This window comes from Longibacter salinarum (assembly GCF_002554795.1).
Lineage (GTDB): Bacteria > Bacteroidota > Rhodothermia > Rhodothermales > Salinibacteraceae > Longibacter > Longibacter salinarum.
The window spans coordinates 178731-199552 of the sequence record NZ_PDEQ01000007.1 but is presented as its reverse complement, the minus strand read 5'-3'; the positions used below and the strand labels follow the sequence as shown (position 1 = coordinate 199552).

At 61.5% G+C, this 20822-nt stretch carries 15 protein-coding genes; 2 read left to right on the top strand and 13 right to left on the bottom strand.

Features of this window, described 5'->3' with window-relative positions:
* Positions 1-23: 23 nt before the first annotated feature.
* The 6 genes from CRI94_RS14175 to dinB all read right to left on the bottom strand — a co-directional run bounded on the left by CRI94_RS14175 (position 24) and on the right by dinB (position 9648).
* On the bottom strand, positions 24-938 hold the full coding sequence (locus CRI94_RS14175) for a Spy/CpxP family protein refolding chaperone (protein ID WP_179862327.1): 915 nt from the start codon (positions 936-938) through the stop codon (positions 24-26).
* Positions 939-1804: 866 nt separating this feature from the next.
* On the bottom strand, positions 1805-5092 hold the full coding sequence (locus tag CRI94_RS14170) for a DNA polymerase III subunit alpha (protein WP_098077102.1): 3288 nt from the start codon (positions 5090-5092) through the stop codon (positions 1805-1807).
* A 484-nt stretch (positions 5093-5576) separates the two neighbouring features.
* Positions 5577-5816: a hypothetical protein gene (locus tag CRI94_RS14165; RefSeq protein WP_098077099.1), complete on the bottom strand. Its 240-nt coding sequence runs from the start codon at positions 5814-5816 to the stop codon at positions 5577-5579.
* Positions 5817-5870: 54 nt separating this feature from the next.
* A complete protein-coding gene (locus CRI94_RS14160; protein ID WP_179862326.1) occupies positions 5871-7001 on the bottom strand; it encodes a DNA polymerase Y family protein in 1131 nt (376 codons plus the stop codon).
* A gap of 149 nt (positions 7002-7150) precedes the next feature.
* On the bottom strand, positions 7151-7420 hold the full coding sequence (locus tag CRI94_RS14155; protein ID WP_143815419.1) for a hypothetical protein: 270 nt from the start codon (positions 7418-7420) through the stop codon (positions 7151-7153).
* 1136 nt (positions 7421-8556) lie between these two features.
* Positions 8557-9648 (bottom strand): DNA polymerase IV, encoded by a 1092-nt coding sequence (gene dinB / locus CRI94_RS14150; RefSeq protein ID WP_245846204.1) that lies wholly within the window; start codon positions 9646-9648, stop codon positions 8557-8559.
* Positions 9649-9924: 276 nt separating this feature from the next.
* Between dinB and CRI94_RS14145 the strand changes: the two genes are divergently transcribed.
* Positions 9925-10365, top strand: a complete 441-nt coding sequence (locus CRI94_RS14145) for a HEAT repeat domain-containing protein (RefSeq protein WP_098077089.1) — start codon at positions 9925-9927, stop codon at positions 10363-10365.
* A 116-nt stretch (positions 10366-10481) separates the two neighbouring features.
* Here the strand turns inward: CRI94_RS14145 and CRI94_RS14140 are convergent, their stop codons facing one another.
* The 6 genes from CRI94_RS14140 to CRI94_RS14115 all read right to left on the bottom strand — a co-directional run bounded on the left by CRI94_RS14140 (position 10482) and on the right by CRI94_RS14115 (position 17027).
* Positions 10482-11105, bottom strand: coding sequence for a hypothetical protein (locus CRI94_RS14140; protein ID WP_098077085.1), 624 nt, complete (start codon positions 11103-11105; stop codon positions 10482-10484).
* 194 nt (positions 11106-11299) lie between these two features.
* Entirely contained in the window at positions 11300-12178 is an 879-nt protein-coding gene (locus CRI94_RS14135) for a DivIVA domain-containing protein (protein ID WP_098077082.1), read from the bottom strand.
* 398 nt (positions 12179-12576) lie between these two features.
* Positions 12577-13575, bottom strand: a complete 999-nt coding sequence (locus CRI94_RS14130; protein WP_098077079.1) for an aldo/keto reductase — start codon at positions 13573-13575, stop codon at positions 12577-12579.
* 104 nt (positions 13576-13679) lie between these two features.
* Positions 13680-15521, bottom strand: a complete 1842-nt coding sequence (locus tag CRI94_RS14125) for an SLC13 family permease (protein WP_218919402.1) — start codon at positions 15519-15521, stop codon at positions 13680-13682.
* A gap of 317 nt (positions 15522-15838) precedes the next feature.
* Positions 15839-16183: a thioredoxin family protein gene (locus CRI94_RS14120; RefSeq protein ID WP_098077076.1), complete on the bottom strand. Its 345-nt coding sequence runs from the start codon at positions 16181-16183 to the stop codon at positions 15839-15841.
* A 136-nt stretch (positions 16184-16319) separates the two neighbouring features.
* Positions 16320-17027 carry a DUF2461 domain-containing protein gene (locus tag CRI94_RS14115; RefSeq protein ID WP_098077073.1) on the bottom strand — a complete coding sequence of 236 codons (708 nt, stop codon included), beginning with the start codon at positions 17025-17027 and terminating at the stop codon, positions 16320-16322.
* Positions 17028-17244: 217 nt separating this feature from the next.
* Between CRI94_RS14115 and CRI94_RS14110 the strand changes: the two genes are divergently transcribed.
* A complete protein-coding gene (locus CRI94_RS14110; protein WP_098077070.1) occupies positions 17245-18474 on the top strand; it encodes an MFS transporter in 1230 nt (409 codons plus the stop codon).
* Positions 18475-20158: 1684 nt separating this feature from the next.
* Here CRI94_RS14110 and CRI94_RS14105 read toward each other — a convergent pair.
* On the bottom strand, positions 20159-20713 hold the full coding sequence (locus CRI94_RS14105) for a hypothetical protein (RefSeq protein WP_098077067.1): 555 nt from the start codon (positions 20711-20713) through the stop codon (positions 20159-20161).
* Between the last annotated feature and the right edge of the window lie 109 nt (positions 20714-20822).

Below are 20822 nucleotides of genomic sequence, written 5' to 3'. Positions count from 1 at the left end.
GGGCTCTGGTAACACGCCCTGATCTATCGCCCGCCCCCTCGAGGTCCACGTGGGCGCCCGTCCCCACCCAGCATCACGCCACGAAGTGCACGGTGCAGCGTCACGATCGCCTCCTGATCGTCGTCCAAAATTTCGGCGATGGCTGCCCGGCCCGCTGTACGATGGGCACGGCGATCGACGCTCGATCTTTGTCCACGCATCTCCGCTCGTGCCTGTTGATGTGCGGATCTGAGCGAGTCGAGTTTTTGCTTTTGCTCTTCGTTCAGCTTCAGCACCTCGTTACGCGCCTCCAGACTCTCCGCCCGACGCACCTCGCGCTGGCCTCGCCGCTCCGACCGGCGTTCTTCGATCTGCTGTACCTGCTCGTCCGTGAGAACAGCTCGGATTTCCGATCGCATCTCCGTTCGGAGTGAGCGCATCGCCTCCCGTGTTTCTGCGGAGGGGCGCCCGGCATCATCTCGGAGTGCACGCATCTCTTGACGGTACGTCGACCGAATCTCAGCAATCTGCGACTGCTGCTCGTCCGTAAGATCCAGGTCACTCAATCCCGGACCGACGAAATCGGCATCCCTGCCTGGTCCTCTCGGGCTATGCCGCTGTCCCCTCATGCCTCGACCCGACCGACGATCAGCGCGTCGCTCGATACGGTTTGCCTGCAATGCCTGAGCGTAGGCGAGCGTGCCGGTCGTTCCGAGCTCTGCATGAATCGCCCCGGCTGCCGTCCACAGCGCGCCGGGCTCTCGCTCTGCTTCTTCAAGAATGGAGCGAACCGCATCCCCCTGTTCAACCGACAATCCGGCCTCGGTGACGGCACTCACGGCCGACTCAAGCGCAGCATCCGGCGAACCCGATACCTGTGCGTGAGCGGGCAGAGCGGCTTTCGTAATGAAAAACACGACGGCGATCAGAGCCGGAAGGACGAGGGATCGCCGGGGCATCGAGCGACTGCAGATGGAAATCCTTGAATGACGTGTCATGATTACAACCTCGATTGGATGGATCCGCGATGCAACCAGGTCGGTCGCTCGCATCGAATTCGCAGGTTGGATCGATGCAGTCGCTATCTCATTCCGGCCAGACTGTAACAAGGATGCGACGAGGCGCTTTCGTTTTCACCCTGCGACCGGCGGGGTCTAGGATACTTCTCTGTTTGCCTGTACCGGGCGACGCCTGCAAGTACCCGTTCTTCATCGATACGCTCTCATCGACACCTGCTGCAACGTGGCATCATTCTCGTCGTCTTCCTAGTGAACTCCACGCATGGACCATCCGAACGCCCCCTGTCTGTGCTCTGCTGGTGACAGGCATCATTGCTTTGGTGTTCGCCAATCCGTTTGTTTCTTATCGGCTGCGCCCCCTTCTTTTCTGCCCCGATATGGATTCGTCTTCCCCACTTCAGCTCGTCTTGTCCCGCTGCACGGATGACGACCGTTCGCCGGATGCTACTCGGAGGACGGATCCGTCGCCCTTTTCGATCAGGCACTTGCTTCCATCCTGGCTGGGCGGGAACGACCGAACTTCTTCCTCTGCTCGCAACACGTCGGTGACTCCGGTGCCTTCCTGGCCCAAGGAAGCGCCTGCCCCTGATGCTCCGAGAGGTCATAGCGCATCTCTGTTTTCCCGTCGAAGTCCCGATATACCCGCCTCTACGGAACCGAGCCGCTGATTCTTTATGCGCGACCATTGCGCAAACAGGCGTTTTTGTCCTGCAGAATGAGGCGACGCACCGAGCCAGTGGAGCTGTCAGGCGCATGACCGACGTGCTCACCTCAAACGCGAGTCTCGTGGATTCCCGCGATCAGCATTAGTCAACGGAAGAGCCCTCCGATGATGAATCCGGCAACAGAGTCGGAGTCGTGTCCTCCTGCTCCGAGCTCAGCCCACGGATCCAGCGATCGCGTCCGCCCGAAGCACTCGGATGGCCTTCGTATCCGCCGAAGATGCCGTCGAGACGCCACGCCTCTTCGACGACGAGGCCGCGCCAGTTTCCATCCACCTGAAGCGGGCCGCGGACGATGACATGCCCGGCAGTGAGGACGTGCTCGTAGGCGGCCCAGACTTTCGGGTATACAATGCACTGGATAAATCCCGTTTCGTCCTCGACCGTGAGAAACGTGACACCAGACGCCGATGAGGGTCTCTGGCGAAGGATCGCGAGGCCGGCCACCGTCAGCCGTGGCGGAGGCCCCGTCGGGTTGAGCGGGACGTAGCGCCCGAAGCGGAAGCAGGTGTCGACCGTCCGGATCTCCAGGTCCTGCAGCGTCCGCCGGGCGAGGGTCATCGGGTGACGGCGTGCAGCGGCGTGGGTCTGCAGGTCCCAGCTCAGACGCTCGGACTCATCGAGTTCGGGGAGGTCTGGCACATCAGCCTCCACCACAACCGGCTGGTCGAACAGGGTTCGATCCAGCTGCCGTCCGGGCTCACCGAGGCGCTGGTGCAGTACGCCTACCTCCCAGAGTGCTCCACGACTGGAGCCGGAAATTGAGTCGAGTGCCCCGGCCCGCGCAAGACTGCGAAACGCATCCACGTCCATGGCCACCCGCGTGTACAGATCTTCGACCGATTCGAACGGCCCGTCGAGGCGCGCCCACACGATCTCCTGTGCGTCCTCCGGCGACACGTGCTTCACGCTGGCGAGAGGCTTGCGAATCGCCCACCCGGTACCGGCATCCGCACATGGCTCCAGATCGAAGCGCACCCCGGACCGGTGGATGTCGGGCCCACGAATCACGACTCCGAACCGCCGCGCCTCTTCTTCGAGCGTCATCTGACTGTACATGCCGGGCCGGTGCTGCATCACTGCGGCAAAGAACGGCGCCGGATGGTGCGCCTTCAGGTAGGCCGACTGGTAGACCGTCTGCGCGAACGCGGCGGCATGACTGCGGCAGAACCCGTACCCGACGAAGCCCGCCACCTTGTCGAACACGCTATGCGCGGTCTCCTCGGTCGCACCGTTCTCGACTGCTCCGTCGACAAACCGCTGCCGCATGTCCTCCATCTCGCCGGGATCGCGGAACGACGACATCAGCCGCCGAAACTTGTCGGCATCCTCCAGCGGCATGTTCGCGAACTGATGCGCAACCTCCAGCACCTGCTCCTGAAAAAGAATAATGCCGTATGTGTCATGGAGAATCGGCCGGAGCGACGGATGGTCGTACGTGACCTTCGCCTGCCCCCGGCGGCGACGCACGAATGGATCCACCATGTTGCCCTGCAGCGGCCCCGGTCGGAATAGCGCGATTTCGGTAATCAGGTCACCGAACGATTCCGGCTGGTGCTTGGCAAGCAGGTGCATCTGCCCCTGCGACTCGATCTGGAAAAGACCGACGGTTTTGCCCGTGCGAATCAGATTGAAGGTCTGCACATCGTCAAGCGGCAGATCGTCGAGCGGCAGTGCGTCCTGTGCCGCATCGGTCTGGTGCCGCCGCATGAGGTCGGTTGCCTCACTGAGCGTCGCCAGCATGCGCAGCCCGAGCACGTCGAACTTGACGAGCCCGAGAGCTTCGACATCGTGCTTGTCGAATTGCACGACCCGGACCCCGTTGGCGGACTGCTGCACCGGCGTGTAGTGCGCGAGCGGCGTTCGCGAGAGCACCATCCCGCCGCTGTGGAGCCCGAGGTGACGAGGACAACCATCGAGGGCGGCCGTCATCTTGAGTAGCGTGTCCACGAGCGGCGTGTCGCCGAGGGTGCGCCGGATGCGTTCGCTGAAGTCCGACACGTAGGCCGCGCCGCGCCCTGGCACTTGCGCCGTGAGGTCGCTGATGAGGTCGAGCGGCCAGCCGAGGGCTTTGGCGGTTTCGCGGAGCGCCGACCGGAGGCGGTACGTGACAAGCGTCGCTGTCATCGCCGTCTGCTCGATCCCAAACCGCTCCTCCATCCACCGGATCACCTCATCGCGGCGGTCGGAGTCAAAGTCGACGTCAATGTCCGGCGTCCCCTTCCGGCCGCGATGTAGGAAGCGCTCGAACAGCAGGTTGTGGGCGATCGGGTCGACGCCGGTGATGCCGAGGAGATAGGCGACGATCGAGTTCGCCGCCGAGCCCCGCCCCTTGCACCGAATGCCTCGATTGCGTGCCTCTTCTACGATCTCACGGACGACCAGGAAGAACTCGTCCAACCCGAGGTCGCGGATCGTCTGAAGCTCATCGTTCAGCCGCCTTCGCGCCTCGGCACGGTTGCCCGGCGCGTAGCGATCACGCAGAGCCGTGCGACAGAGGCGCCGCAGGTACGCTTCCGGTGGAAGGTCAGCATCGTAGCGTGCGGCGGGCGTCGTCAGCGCGTCCGGGATCAGGTCGACACGGCAGGCGCGGGCGATCTCGGTGGCCCGATCCCAGGCACCGGGATACGGGATGAGGCGACGAGACGCGGCTTCCCCGCGAAGCAGCGCCTCTGCGTTGCGGGGCCGGGCGGGATGCGCATCGAACACCGTCACGCCTTCCCGGATGCAGGTCAGAAGATCATACCGCTGGTAATGCTCGCGGATGGCGTAGCGCACGTCTCCCGTGGCCGCCAGCGGGACGCCGGTCGCTTCGGCCAGACGGTCAAGGCGCTGCATCCGCTTCTTGTCGCCAGGCCGCAGGTGGTTGCTGATTTCGATCGAGAGGTGATCGCCAAAAATGCGCTCCAGCGTCCGGATCCACCGCACGGCACCATCGTGTCGCCGTGCATCCACCAGCGACCAACATCGGCTGTGGTAGGTGCCGGTCAGGCAGAATAGTTCGCCGGCATGCGTGGACAGATCGCTCAGTGTGGCAAAGGGAGCCTCCCGGTCCCGCAGGTGCGCCGCCGTGAGAATGCGACAGAGGTGCTGATACCCATCCCGCGAGGCGGCCAGCAGCACGAGTGGTGCTGCGTTGGCCCCGGCGTCCTCCTCGTCCCAGACCGGTGCGACGTCCACCTCCGCCCCGATCACCGGGTGGACGCCGTGCTCCCGACACGCCTTCTGAAAACGCACGGCACCGTACACGCCGTGCCGATCCGTCAGCGCCACGGAGGGAATGCCCAGTTCCGCCGCCCGCCGCGCCAGATCCTCCGGCGACGACCCGCCGTCCTGAAAAGAAAACCAGCTTCGGGTGTGAAGGTGAACGATAGGGAAAAGGCTTAAAGTTTAGGGTTCAGCGTTCAAAGTTCAGAGTTCAAGGTTCAGCGTTCAGGGCTGGCTGCCGGACACTTTCACTCGGGCCTGTGTCCCGTCAACATTCCCCGGCGCAGCTGCTCCGAAACGAGTGGGAGTATGTGGGTATGGGAGTGTGAGAGTGCGTTATTTCTCGACGATAATGCTTCATTTCCGAGACGCATGAGACCGACGAGGCCGGTTTCTCGATGTCGGACGGAGACATTCCGTAGTGCAATCAAACTGCCCGGTAGCCAGAGTTCAGAGTTCGGGATGCTGAAGGGCATAGACAACAGACCCAATCGAGAGTACCGGGCTTGACGATACCGCTCGATGCTGAGAACTCTCACACCCTCATACTTCCCCACCTTCACACTTTCATACTTCCACACTTCCGTACCTCCCCACCTTCACGCTTCCAGCCATTTCGCCTTTCGCACTCGAAATTTAGCCTTGTCTTTCAGTCAGAGACCCGGGCGAGAATCCACCGCTCGCCGCTGCGAAAGACTTCTAGCACGCCGCGGTCGGTGTAGAGGCGGTAGTACACGCGGCGGCTGAAGTCGGCGTCGGCCCACCAGCGCGTCTCCACCACCCAGCACTCGACCAGCGACTCCACGCGATAGCTGGTGTCGTTCCAGTGCACCCGTGCGGGCACGTCATTCCGGCACTCGACCTCGATGGATGAAAAGACGCGTCGCATTTGTCAAACTCGGCGGTAGCAACCATGTGGAGAAACGAGCGGGTGAGGTAGAGATCAGGCCGTTCGGACGGGCACGAAGTCATATCGGTCTTCGTCGAAAATGGCGGCCGCCTCGGTCACGACCCGCTGGACGGCGCCAGGATAGCGCTGCTCGACGGCCTCGATCACCTTCCGCACGCCGGGCCGCTCGTTGAAAAGGCGCCCCTGCCGACCGGCCGGCGTCGCCAGCGCCCCCAGCTCGACCGACACCGCAGATACCCGCATGCCGTCGTGCACGAGCGTGTGGAGCAGCGTAGACGCCAGCCCGGCGAGATCCCCGGCATCTTCCTTGGGTTCGCGCAGCGTGCGCGCGGCGGTCTGCGTCTGCCGATTTCGCTCCTCCAGCCGCACCGTCAGCCGTTGCGTCGTCCGCCGCTCCAGCCGCTTGACGGCATCCTGGACGAGCTCGACCAGGATCGTCTCGATGCGTCCCGGCTCGTCGTGCGTGTGCTCGAACGTGTACGACTCACAAATCGAGGGCGGCGGCACGTACGCCGATATCGGCGGATCGTCATCATGCAGAAACGCATGGAGGCAAGCGCCGTCATCCCCGAACTGGGCGGTGAGGTGGCGCTTCGACAGCGCACGCACCGCGTGGACCGTCCCGTACCCGAACAGAGCCAGTTGCTCCGCCACGTCCGCCGGCACGACGGCCTCCGCCAGCGCACCGACCGGCAGGCGGCGCAGAAAGCTCGTCACGTGCTCCGCGTCAATCTTCAGCAGTTCGCCGCGAATCGCCTTCCCCGCTGCCAGCTGAGCGACCGACCGCGACGGCGCCAGGGCCGCCCGCGCGCCCAAGTCATCGATCACCTCAGCCAGGCGTGCACGCCGATGCGGGCGCACGAAGGCACGACCCGGCGACTCCGTCTCCACGTACGGAGTTACTTCATTCAGCCGGGCCTCTACGCGCTGCCACGCCGCCGCCTCCAGCGCGGGGTCGCGCGGCCGCACGGTGACGTCCGGACAGAGCGTTCGCACGCGGGCCGTCGTCATGCCGCGCTCCACTCCGGCCGACTGCGCCGCAACCGACGCCGACGCCACACGCCCCGACTCGACAACAACCAGTTCCCCCAGATCGTCTTGCCCCTCGCACTCTCGAATCGCCCACGCTCCGACATGGGGAATGTGCACACATCCGACGTCCATACCCATCCACCGTCTTGATCCCTTCCAACCGAATGAAGAAGAGCGCTCAGTCCCGACACCAAGCGCCCCTCATCTTTTACACATGCATGTGTACAATATGAGTGACTGATGATAGAGTCAATTGGGCTCGGTATGTGACATGCCGATCGTTACAGTTCTTCAAGATGGCTGACCTGGACATCACAGCCGTGAAGCCGCCCCCAATCGCCTCGACCGTTTTTGACTTGGCGTTTCGCTTTCTTGGTCGTCAGGAAATTCAGCCACTGCAGGTCGAGTACGCTCTCCCACTCCCTGGTGCCGATTTTTGGCTTGACCCAAAAACCGGCAAAAAAGGTCAAGGCCGGGGAGACCTTCGCCTGACGTCCGCTCTGGCACCGCTGAAATGCTCCAAACTTGACCTCTCTGAGGGAGATCTGCAAGTCATTGACAGTGCTGCTTCGAGGTCTGCGGACAGGGAGCATTTCCCACCAAACGTTTTCGCTAACCGGCAGACCAACCAGCGATTGGACGCGGCGCCTCCGCTCCCGTCCTCGCGGCGAACGTCTCCAAGGGCCGAAACGACGACTAGCTCCTGAGGTCGCGGTCACTGAACCAGAGGCAACCTCCCGGCGATGTGCGCGAAGCGAACGAGCGACAAAGGTGCCAGGGCCCGAACAAAAGAGCTGTACCCCCGGCCTTGCGCGGTTCGTCGTCTTGAGCGCGGAGACGAAGCCACGACCAGAACGAATCCTTGTTTGAGCGAGCTTGTCTCGCGAGTCGCCGGGATGACCCTTCGGGCCCTTTGGATTCGTTCCGTGGCGAAGGCGCAGCGCTAGACGAAGCGCGGACCGCCGGGTCGTTTTTTTTTGCGTCTCGTTTTTTGACGATCCAAAAAATGAGACACCAAGGATCGAGAACGCTGTCCCATTCCTCAGTGCCGGTTTTTTGCTTGACCAAAAAACCAGCAGAGACGAGCGAAGCGACTCATGCAATAAAAAAGGTCAAGGCCTGCCGAAGATCGGCTGAGGGCCCGGTTCGCTCCGCTGAAATTCTCCAAACTCGCCCCTTTTAGAAGCAGTCCAACAATGATGGACCGCATTGCTTCAAGGGCTCAAACAAGGAGAATTTCCCCTTCTTACCGATCTGCTAATCTTCGAAACGTGGAGATGTAGGGACGCTCCGCTTCCCGATCCCTCCAAGCCGCCGATCTTCGCGAGGGCCGAAACGATGGCCGGCTCCTGAGGTCGTGGTCCCTGAACCAGAAGCCGCCTCTCGGCGATGTGAGCAAATCGAACGAGCGGCACGGACACCAGGCTCGAACGAAAGAGCGGTCCCCCCGGCCTTGCGCGGTTCGTCGTCTTGAGCGCGGAGACGAAGCCGCAAACCAGAACGAATCCGTGTCTGAGCCCGCCGTGCGGGCGAGTTTGATTCGTTCTGCGGCGGAGTCGTAGCGCTAGACGAAGCGCGGACCGCCGGCGACGTGAGCGAAGCGATCTAGTGCCAGTTGGTGCGACTTTTTTTGCGTCTCGTTTTTTTGGTCGTCCAAAAAAATGAGACATCAACAGAGCGAAAACCGTCAAGGAAACGGCAACTCCATCTGAACGGCAAAGACTTCCGCTTCCGGATCCGTCAAATTCGAGACCGACAGCCCCAGCAGCCGCACAGGCTCCTCGGGTGGGTGCGGGTCGTGAAGCAGGCGCCGGGCAATGGCAAGCAGGTCGGACTGCGAGCGGACGAACCGGTCGAGCGTGACCTGCCGGGTCGACACCTCGTGGCGGAAGCTTTTCATCTTGAGCGTCACTGTGCGCCCCCGGCGCTCCGCTCGTTCGATGCGCCGCATCACCCGCTCGGCCAGCGGCTCCAGACGCTCCATCATGACCTCCGGCTCCGCGATGTCGTCACGAAACGTGCGCTCGGCACCGACCGACTTCCGGGTTCGATTCGGGCGCACCGGCCGCGTATCTCGTCCGTGAGCGATCCGGTAGAAGAAATGCCCTCGACGGCCGAAGTGCTTCACCAGGTCGGACTCGTCGACCGCCTGCAGATCGGCTCCGGTATGGATGCCGAGATTCCGCATCCGCTGTGCCGTGACCGGCCCCACGCCGTGAAAGGTCTGGATCTCCAGGGCGGCGATGAAGCTCATCACGTCGTCCGGCGTCACGACCGTCAGCCCATCTGGCTTATTTCGGTCCGACGCAACTTTTGCCAGAAACTTGCTCGGGGCCACGCCAGCCGACGCGGTGAGCCCGGTTTCCTCTGCAATCGCCTCCCGAATCTGGCGGGCGATCAGTGTACCGGACGGCGGCCCCTGCTTCGGCTCGGTCACATCCAGGTAGGCTTCGTCGAGCGACAGCGGCTCGATGAGGTCGGTGTAGCGCTCAAAAATCGCACGGATGTCCCGCGACACCTCCCGATACACGTCCATCCGCGCCTTGACGAAGATGAGATCCGGACACAGGCGCTTTGCTTCGGCCGATGGCTGCGCTGAGTGGACGCCGTACGGACGCGCCTCGTAACTCGCTGTCATCACAACCCCTCGCGGCGGCCGACCGCCTACGGCAATCGGCTTCCCTGCATACTGGTCCGGAAAGTCCCGCTGCTCCACCGACGCATAGAACGCGTCCATGTCGACGTGGATAATTTTGCGAGACGGGACGTCGGTGCTCACGGAGCGATCTGACGGAAAAAGAGGAGACGCAGAGCGGTCGTCGCAGGACCGGCATCACATGGAAAATTTCTACCTGTGCACCCACCCTTCGGTTCAGCTTGATCCATCGAGCCCGCTCAAGACCGGGACATCACGAGGCACATTTTGCCAGAGCGCTGTAACCTTTTTCCTTTCCAATACGCTTTAAAAGTGGCGTTGGCGACGCAGCACCGCGGACTGCGTCCATGTTTTCAGCGTCACCTTCTCGTGCTCGCATCAGCAAACACTATCTTCGCCATGTATCGACATCTCTTTTTCCGCTCCGCCGCCGCATTCCTCGCGCTCTTGCTTCTCGCCGCTCCCTCCGCGTTTGCGCAGAGCTCGGCTTCCCCGGACGCCGTGTACACACAACGGGTCCAGGCTCAAATCGTAGAGATGCTCAACTCCGATGACCCGAAAACACAAAAACAGGGAATCTCCCTGATTCAACAGTTCGCCGATCGCGAGAATTCGAAAATCGACCCGACGTACTTCGCCGATCGCCTCTCCAGAATGTATTTCGATGAGGACCAGAATGACGATGTGCGAATGGGCGCCCTTGATGCCCTTCACGCAATGGATAAGCTAGAATCCCAGGTGAGTGCGATCGTGCGGCATCTCCAGTCGGATCCCTCGACGACCGTACGGACCCACACGCTTCGAGTGCTCTCACAGTACAACTCGCCGACGAAGGGCTAATCAGTGCCCATCTCACTCCTGAGATTCCTCGGTTTATAGCAAGAACGCCCCCGCCGGCTCCTGCGCCGGTTCGGGGGCGTTTCCGTTTGCTTCGTTGCTAACGGTGTCCCTTTCCGCTAGTGGGTCTTCTCGTGGATCGTCGTCAGCGATGCCTTTACCTCGCCGGGAAAAGGGTACTGGTTTCCACCAATCGAGATGGTTGCGGAGGCAGCATGAGCTAGGGTCAGTAGCCCGGATGGCGAGATGTATACAGAAAGCGTGCGAGGAGTGCGCGTCGTCACGTCCGTGCGTAGAACCTCGACGGGCTCGCTGTTCGCCATGAGGGTCACGGCCGCTCCTTCTGTCACGTTGCGCACCATGAGCGCATAGCGAACCTGTCCGTCGCGACCCCGCACGCCCAGCGCGCGCACCATCACGTTGTCCCCGAGTGGCCGAGGCGACTGCATCATGTACGTGGTTTCTCCATCGCCCGGCCCATCTACCTCGACGATGCGCTGAGCATACGTCGACTCCGCGCTCCCAAACGAGGCAACGATGGTGAAAGCGGTCGCCGCGAGAAGGAGACGTGCAGTCATCCAAGAACGCGTCGATGCGATCCGTTGCGGTACATAGTCCATAGCCATCGATCCGTCATCTCCAGGTGTATCGGCAAAGCACGAGACCGACGCCGCACCGTGGAGACGCGCTCCACCGAAGAAAATGGACGTGACGCGGTCTCGAGATTGAGACGCTTCTTTCATGTATCAAGTGTGAATGAACGTGATACGTACACACGAACGAATATCGAAGTTGTACGTGCGGGGGACCCGTTCACGGAATTGTTGCGGCGGTAGCATCCCCAAACAAAAAGCGACCGATCTCCCAGTTGAGAGATCGGCCGCACAACGTCTTGTATGATTTTCAGAGGCGCGGAATGCCTCCAACTTCAGACCTACTATTGCGTCTGGTCAAAAATATCCCAGATGCGCTCCAGTTCATTCGTCGACGGCCCATCCTCATCATCGTCCGAGGCTGACGGGCGCGCCTGCTTCTGTCCCCCCTGGCTTTTCACATCCTGCTTGATTGCCTCGAAGTGAGACGAGCCCGATGATTTCTGCCCCTCTGCCGGCTCCTCCGATTCCTGTGACGTGGGTTCTGACGTGGATTGTGCCGGCTCCCGCTCTGGCTGTGGTGCGTCCCCCGCACCGAGGCGGTTCGGGAAGAGCGAGTCGATCCACTCCTGCTTCGTCTTCTCTTTCTTCTCCTTCTGCCCCGCCTCCTCCTGCGGGCGGCCACCCGAGTAGAGCGTCGGCGGCGTCGTGGAGGTGTTCGCCGCCCCGTCGCTAGAGGATGCCTCCGCGTCGATCTGCCCACCAGCCAGCTCTGTGAGCTGGGCCGTAATCTGCATCAGCTTCTGCTGTCGGCGGGCCAGGTCGCGGCGCTGCTCGGTGACCTCGTCGGCCTCCTGCCGAATCCGTTCGTGGAGCTGCGCCGTCTTGCGACGGATCGCGCGCGCCTGCTCCTCCGCATTCCGCGCCACCTCCTCTGCGTCCTCCTTCGCCGCATCCAGCTTCGCCTTCACATCGCGGACGAGTTCCTCCGTCGAGCGGTTCGTGTCGTCAATCGTTTCGTCCAGCACGCGAGCCACGGCTCCATACCGCTCGACCTTGCTCTCGAGCTTCTCGATTCGAGACTTCATCTCGTTCCGTTCACCGGACAGCGTGTCGAGTTCGTCGGCGACGGTCTGGAGATACGATTTGACCTCCTCAGCATCAAATCCCCGAAGGGCTCGGGAGAACGAATGATTTCGTACGTCAGATGGGGTCAGGTCCATGGGGCCGGGAGCGAAATGGTGGAGAGGGGGGAACTAGAGAGAGCGCGTTTCAGGGAACGTCGCGGGAACCGTCGAGCAGCAGGGAGGCTCGTTTTGAGCACGCTCCACGAGGCGTACAATTGAGCACTCGACGCTTCGACTCACCTCCTCTCATACCAGGATGATGGAGCCGGGGACGGTGCGTCGAGCGGAAGACGAGAGCCCGAGGGTCGGCTTCTATGCGCTGTTGGATCAAGCTTGTGTGATCTTCTCGCTCATGGAGAAATCGTAAGCCCTATTACGGTACGACGTTCCCTTGACTTCCGTCACATATCCAACATCATCATGCATGTTGGGTGAAGAAAGGAAATTCTAAGATAAAGCCGGGATCTCGGCCGCGAGCCGCAAATCTATCGCCCTCAATTCCAGGGTAGATTTCCGCGTGTGTCCCAGTACTGGGACGGCTCCTCAGCGAGAACAGCCAGAGCGTTTGAAGCCGTGTCATCCCAATGCACGTCCAGCGCCGCCACATTCGAGCGAAGTTGGGAGGTCGTCGCGGCTCCGCTCAGGGCGACGTCGACCCACGGCTGCGCGATAACAGCGGCCATAGCCAGTGCATCGACCGTCGTATCCAGGCGGCTGGCTTCTCTCTTTAACAGCGAAAATCGATCCGAAAATATTTCCCGATCGTTTCGTGGTGTCAATCGACCGTTTGCAAGCACTTCTTTGACGATGACGCCGAGGCCAGCATCGCTCGCGGCCTGGAGCATCGTTTCGGCCGACGGCTCCAGCAGATTCCAGGTCGCCTGCACTGCATCGAACAGTTGCTCCCCGTCGACCTTCACCTCCAGCGCCCGCTCGAGCGTGTCGGCCTGGTTCGGGCCACTGAGCGATAACCCGATCGCAATGCCCTCGTTGTGCTTCAGGCGGGCGAGTTCTCCCATCACTTGGTCGTCCTCGAGCACGCCGGTCGAGAGCGTTGCCGAGTGAATCTGGTAGAGATCGAGGTGTTCGCCCAGCCGTTCCCGACTCTCGGGCCACTGGCGCTGTAGCACGCTTAGCGAGTGATCCTTCACCTCATGCACGTCGGCATCGACCTGCCAGTCGGCCGTGTACGTGTAGCCCCATTTCGACCCCACGGTAGCGTCCTCCCCGGCACGTCCTCGCAACCGCAACCAGGACCCGAGGAACGATTCCGCTTTTCCGTAGGAGCGAGCCGCGTCGAAGTAGCGAATCCCAAGATCCCACGCCGCATCGAGCATATCGTGCGTGTGCTGCTCGAGCGCCTCGACCTCGCGGCGCCCCTCAAGGTCATCGCCATGACCGAGGTTGATGTAGCCAGGTCGTCCCAGCGCGGCAAGGCCCAGGCCAATCGAGGTGACGGTGAGGCCGGTTGAGCCGAACGATCGGGTTTGCATAAGAGAACCGGGAGGAAGTCAGGGGAAGAACGATCCGTTCGAAAGTATACGGCGCAACGACCTTCGTCTCAATGGGCGAGACCGTGTGCCGGCCGCTCGCCGGGTTACAGTCCCCAGATCATGTAAATCCCACCACACGTTACGATCGCCAGCAACACCTGCAGCGGCCCGCCAACCCGGAAGAAGTCAGTAAAGTGGTAGCCGCCCGGGCCGTACACCATCAGGTTGGTCTGATACCCGACCGGCGTGAGCATGGCCGTTGACGCGGCAAACGTGACCGCCATCACGAATGCGAATGGATTGGCTCCCGTCAGCACCGCCGCGTCCACAGCGACCGGTATCATCAGCACCACACTCGCATTATTGGAAATGACCTCCGTGATGAGCGCAGTGAAAAGGTAAAACAGGAGCAGCAGAAGGAAGGGCGGCCAGTTCTCTCCCAGTCCCGCGAAAAGATGGGCCAGGTACGCCGCTCCCCCTGTTCGCTCCAATGCCATACCGAGAGGAATGACGCCGGCTAGAAGAAAAATCACGCTCCAATCCACCGCGCCGTAGAGCTCGGTCGGCCGAATGCACCCCGTCGCCAGCATCGCGGGAACGCCTACGAGCGCCGCAACGACGATCGGTAGAAGGTCCAGCGCCGCAACGACGATCACGCCAGCGAATACGGCCAGAGCGATGCCGATCTTCTCCCGACGCACATCCGGCGCACGGTCCTGCACGACGATGAAGGTTCGGTTCTGCGTAAACCGCGCCATCGCCGATGGAGACGCCTGTACGAGAAGGGTGTCGCCGCCTTCCAGCACCATCTCGTCGATTCGCTCCTGGATGGTGGCCCCGCTCCGCCGGATCGCCAGAACCAACGCGTCGTATCGCTGGGCGAAGCGAACCGAGCGCAGCGTTTCCCCGACGAGCGGGTTATCCGAGAGAAGCACCAGCTCCACCAGTACCTCACTGCTCTCCCCCGCGCCAAAATCTTCGTCGGTGATCTTCACCTGGGCGAGCGAGTCAAGTTTCTGCGACGCCATCAGGTCAACAAGGGTCGGACGATTCGTGCGCAGCATGAGCACGTCTCCCGCTCGAAACTCTTTGTTGATGACGGGAGCCGGAAACGGCTGTCTATCACGGATAATCTGGACGATGTCGACATCCAGATGAAGCTTCTCGAACACGCGCCCGACGGTCTGCCCGACGAGAGGCGAATCTTCTCGCACCACGACCTCGCTGAGGAACTCACCCATCTGGAAATCATCGGTGAGGTCGTCCGTCGGCTTCACGCGCTCGGGAATCAGGCGGTACCCGACGAACAGCAAGTACGCTCCCCCCGCCGCGGTGACAAGCGCTCCCAGGTGTGTAAACTCGAACATCGAAAACGGCTGCCCGATGAGGCGCGCTGACACGTCGCTCGCGAGGATGCTCGTTGAGGTCCCGATGAGCGTTAGCATTCCCCCCATCATCGCCATGAAGGACAGGGGCATCAACAGCTTCGACGGCGAGGTGCGCGTTCGCTGGGCGATGTTCATCACCATCGGAATCATCATCGCCACCACCGGGGTGTTGTTGATGACGCCCGCGCTGCCACCCGCCAGCCCCATCACGGTCGCGTACTGGCGAAAAAAGCTCCCGCGGCCCCATTCTACGATGCGATCGCCGAGGATCCGCAGCAACCCTGTTCGGCGAACGCCTTCGCTCATGATGAACATGGCGAGCACGGTGATCGTGGCCGGACTAGAGAATCCAGCGAGGCCATCAGCCGGACTGATCTGCGTCCAGGGCTCCAGCACAATCATGGCCACCATGATGCCGATCGCGGTGACGTCAATCGGAACGACTTCCGTGACGAAGAACACCAATGCGACCGCGATGACGCCGAGCACGACGAGCATGTCGGTGGTCAGAGCCGGCCCCGATTGTCCGAGCAAGAGTAGCGAATAGAGAAGGGCCATGGATCCGCTGCGCAAGAACCCGCGGGAAATGGAAAACGCCAGATACGCTTACAACCTCTGGGGCGGATGGAACGCAAAAACGTAAGCGCGGTCGTTCATGTCTATTCGCACGCCTGAAGGTGATCCTTTCGTAAGGACGTAGTGGATCCGGTGCGCGAGATCAACCACGCCTTGTGTCGTGAGCACAGCGAGGACCGATCGTCGAGAGCTCCATGCCGCCGGATCGGTGAAGGCTGTCTGCCAAACAGGTTATGACCCCGTCATTCGGTTTTCAACCCAACGTGCGATTACCGCCGTCGCATCTCGCGAACGTCGACTTACGCCGCCTGCTTGCGGGAAACGGCTTCGGTAACGCGGTCGACGAGAGCAGCAACCTTTCGGGCGCCCTGCAGTCGGGCCGTGACGCTGCCCTCGCGAAAGACGAGCAGCGTCGGGACGGCCGACACGCCGAACGTGTGGGCGAGGTCGGGGTAGCTGTTGACGTTTAGAGAAATGACCCTCGCTTTCTCACCGAGTTCGCGTTCCAGACGATCGAGATCGGAGCGCGTGGCCTGACAGGCCCGACATCGCGGCTCCCAGAAGTCAACGAACACCGGTCCATCGGCCTTCAAGACGTTGGCCTCGAAAAACGTGTCGATCAGCGGGTGAAGTGATTGTGACATGACGCTCTGGCGAATCTGACTCGCGATTCCGGTCCCAAAAAAACAACCTGTTTAGCCGCGGGAGATATGGATTTCCAGGGCAAAAACCGGTCCGGTCGATACACGCCCGGGCACGTCTCATTGTAACCTCATCGCCTTACGCCCCGCCTTCTGCCGCATCCCACACGAACTCCAGGAGCGGACGCGCATCTTCAGCCATCGCCACAACCTGCTCTGCAAACGCAGGCGTCTGCAGGTCGTCGTCGCTGACATCGCGGGTCACGAGGTAGTGCTTCCACCGGAGCACGTTGGCCACCTCCTCGTCGTCCTTGTATTGCGAAAAGCCTCGCGGCATGCCCGTCAGCGTATCGTCCCGGCTATGCACGGGAAGCCCACATTCCTCCATCCGCGCCAGCAATTCGAAAAAGACCGCTGGCGAGCTCGCGATGCGCTCCCGAACGGGACGCAAGTATTTTACCTCCGGGCGGTAAAAGCCACCCGCCATGAAGGACGCACCGGGCTCCACGTGAACGTAAATGACACCGTTCTTGTCCTTGCTTCCGCTCCGGTCGAAGACGCAGCCGACGTTCGTCTTGTACGGCCGTTTGTCCTCCGAAAACCGGGTGTCGCGATAGATTCGGAAACGCGACTTCTTCGGATCGCCCGTGAGGGGCAGACCCGCATCGTGCAGTCGACGTGCCACATCAGCGATGAGGCATTCCAGCGGCCCGCGCAGCTCGTCTACGTACGTCTCCTTCCGCGGCTTGAACCAGTCCCGGTCGTTGTTGTCCTCAAGCTTTCGGAGAAAGTCGAATGCCTCGTCCCGAAAGCCCGGGAAGGGCGGATACGCCATCAGGTCGGTCATGCGGTGGGCAGATTGAGTCAGGCAGAACGTACATGTGTCTACGTAAACCTAAGGCGACTACGCCCAAAACCGTAAGGGCGCGTCAGCATCGTTGCGGTAAGGGCGCATTGCAATGCGCCCTTACCGCTCTCCAAAACCTAACGCTGCCTCCTGAGGATCTGGCAACTCCGGTCCTCGTACGCCTTCCTCCACGGTCTCTCGCACACTACCGCACGTCATGACCTCGAACGACCGATCCATCGTTGGGCTCGTCGCGATCGCTCACGCCATGGTCCACACGTACGAGCTATCGATCCCGATATTCGTCACGGTGTGGACCGATGCGCTGTCGATCCCGACGAAAGAGCTGGGGCTGATGGTGGGCGTCGGGTACGCGCTGTTCGGGCTAGGGGCGATCCCGGGTGGGATCCTGTCCGACCGGATCGGATCGCGCGGCCTCATCGCCGTGTGTCTTGCCGGCATGGGCGGCTCGTTTGCGCTGCTCAGCATCTCGTCCAGTCCGTGGGCGCTAACGGCCTCGATGGCGGCGTGGGGCATCGCCGCGAGCGTATATCACCCGGCCGGACTTTCCCTCATCAGCAAGGGCGTGACGCAGCGGGGCCGGGCGCTCGCGCTCCACGGCATGGCCGGCAACGCAGGGATTGCCTTCGGCCCGCTCGCCACCGCCCTCCTGCTCGCCTGGATCGGCGACTGGCAGTGGGTCGCATTTATCCTGGCTGTTCCGGCAGCCCTCGCCACAGCGTACGCGCTCACCTCCTCGTTCGATGAGCACGCTGCCGAGACGCCCGAGGAAACCGCCGAGGACTCTTCGGAGCATGTCGTCAAGCGGCTTGGGAAAACGTCCCGCCAGCTCTTCGCCACGGCCTTCGCCGGCGTGTTCGCCATCGTCATGCTGTCGGGCCTCTACTACCGCGGCGTGCTCACCTTTCTGCCCGACATGCTTGGCGAGGTCATCACCTTCCAGCTTCCGCTCGGCCTTGAGTCCGAGCACTACGTCTACGCCGGCATCTTGATGATCGGGATGCTGGGGCAGTTCGTCGGTGGCAAACTGACGGATCGCTACCCGACGGAGATCAGCATGCTCGCCGCCCTGACGACCCTGTCTCTCATTGCTCTCGCCTTCCTGCCCGTCGTCCAGCTCGGCACCGTCGCCGTCCTCGCGGGGAGCGCCGTGCTCGGCTTCTTCCTCTTTCTCGTCCAGCCCCTCTACCAGGCAACCGTCGCCGAGTACACGCCGGCGCGGGCTCGCGGCCTGTCGTACGGCTTCACCTACCTCGGTGTCTTTGGAATTGGGGCGATCGGCGCACCGCTCGCCGGCTGGCTCCTGGATGTGTCGAGTGCGATGACCCTGTTTGTCGTGCTCTCGGGCGTCGCGCTCGCAGCGGCCTCTATCAGCGGGTGGTTGCTCCTCCGCTCGCGGCGGGCCGACGTGGCGGCTTCTCCGTGATGCTGGTGTCGCTCTGTGTTCAGCCCTTGAAGTGGGGCAGAGGACCGGCATCCGTCCCCCGCCGGTGATACCGGTTTTTTGCTTGACCAAAAAACCGGTGGAAAAAAGTCAAGGCCTGTCCGAAGATCGGCTGAGGATCCGGATCACTCCGCTGAAATTCTCTGAACTCGGCCTCTCTACTAATATTCTGCTAGACGCATGATGAAGTGCTACGAGGCCTCAAACAAAGAGAATTTCCCCGCCGAAGCGACGTGCTGATCTGCAATCGATGGAAATGATGGGACGCTCCGCTTTCTAAATCCTCCGAGCGCCGATCTTCGCAAGGGCCGAAACGCCCTGCGCTCGTAGCATCCAGAGCCCAGACGAAGGTCGCTGTGCTCCCGGCCTTGCGCGGTTCGTCGTCTCGAGCGACATGAGCATCGCGAGTTAGTGCCCGTGGTGCGCGGAGACGAAGCCACGACCCGAACGAATCTCTGTCTGAGCCCGCCGTGCGGGCGAGTCCACAGGATGACCCTACGGGCCCTTTAGATTCGTTGAGTGGCGGAGAGGGAGCGCTAGACGAAGCGCAGACAGACGGGTCGCCGACCCGAGAGAAGCGAGGTAGTGCCTGTGGTGATTTTTGTGTCTCGTTTTTTGGCGATCCAAAAAATGAGACAATCAAGAGTGGAATCCTTCTCCGATCCGGTGGTGCCGGTTTTTTGCTTGACCAAAAAACCGGCGAGAAAAAAGTCAAGGCCTGTCCGAAGATCGGGTGAGTGCCCGCTCCGCTTCGCTGAAATTCTTCAAACTCGCCCCTTCTAAAAGCAGTTCACTAATTATAGACCTCAGCGCTTCAGGGGCTCAAACAAGAAGAATTTCCCCGCCAACCGATTTCGCTACCCTACGACTGATCCAGCTAATGGGTCGCTCCGCTTCCCGGTCCCTCCGGGCGCCGATCTTCGCAAGGGCCGAAACGACGCAAACAAGATTGCTGAAGCGAGAGTTCTGTCTCCCGGCCTTGCGCGGTTCGTCGTCTTGAGCGCGAAGGCGGAGCCACGACAAGAACGAACCCCTGTCTGAGCGAGCTGGTCTCGCGAGTTTGGGTTCGTTCAGTGGCGACGGCGTAGCGCTAGAAGAAGCGCGGACCGCCGGGGAGCCGCCCCGAGCGAAGCGAGGTAGTGCCTGTGGCGATTTTTGCGTCTCGTTTTTTGGCGATCCAAAAAATGAGACACCAGGAGCAGAACGATCGGCCCAAGGCGCTAAGTTCGAAAAATGGAGCCCCCATTCTCCCACTCCCCCTTTCCCACATCCCCCGCACTCCAAACCCCATCCCTCACTGTTCACGGAGTGTGGATAACTTTTCCGACGAGCGATCACCACCCACAAACAGGGCCAATAACAGATATAAGGCATGGGATTCTGTACCGTGATGACGAAAAGGGTCGCAACAGGCTATTTCCGTTATTACTCTTTTCCGTAAAGGGCGGTCTACCCGATGTGGATAACTTCTGAGCGGCGCTGTGGGGCGTTGGGCCAGACGCCTCGAAATGGATAGCCGATATTGATACAAATAGAGAACGCGCCGCACGTCTCCCGAATCGTACTCCGTTGCTGGAGCGATTCTGAGAGTCGTGCGACGCGTGCAAATGCGTCGCCGGCAACGCCTCATCTGCCTGGCGAGCTGCAGTAAAGCAGGTATCCGGCGCTAACGGCGGTTGCTGCCGTCGGTGCTCGCAGTGCGGCGACCGTCCTTCGCCGGAATCTTGTCCAGGATCGTCTGCATGTCTTCGCGGGCCCGCTTGGGCACCTCAAAAACCGCGGCGCCGATCGTGACCTTCATCGCTTCTGCCGACGCGAGGCGCTGGAAGATTGGGCGCGAGAAGAACGCCTTCTTGATTTCAATAATATCGCCGTCGATCGAGCGAGATTTGCTCTCGATTCGAAGCGGTTGCACCGGGCTTCCGTCAACGACAATGATGATTTCCTGCGCGGAACTCATCGACGTCGGCTCAGCGGTAAACCCGTAAAAGGAAAGCGCCCATGTGCTCTCACTCGACTCCGGGTCCGACTCGAACTCCGCCATCAGCGCGGCGTCGTTGCCCGGATACTTCTTAATGTCAATATCCTTCAGTTCGGCACTTTTTACCCGACGAACCTTCGTGTAGCTGCTGACCTCATCGGTGACCTGCGCTACAGCCGGGCCGGCAATCAGCAGCGTGAGTAAGGCAAAGGAGAGAGTATGTTGTAAGAATCGTCGCATGAATCAAAGGGGGTTGAGGCGAAAAACGACCGGAGCAACGCAGACCGATATCGGGGCCACGTATCACCGAGAGCAAGACTGCGGTCGTCACTGACTGGAATGCGAGCGG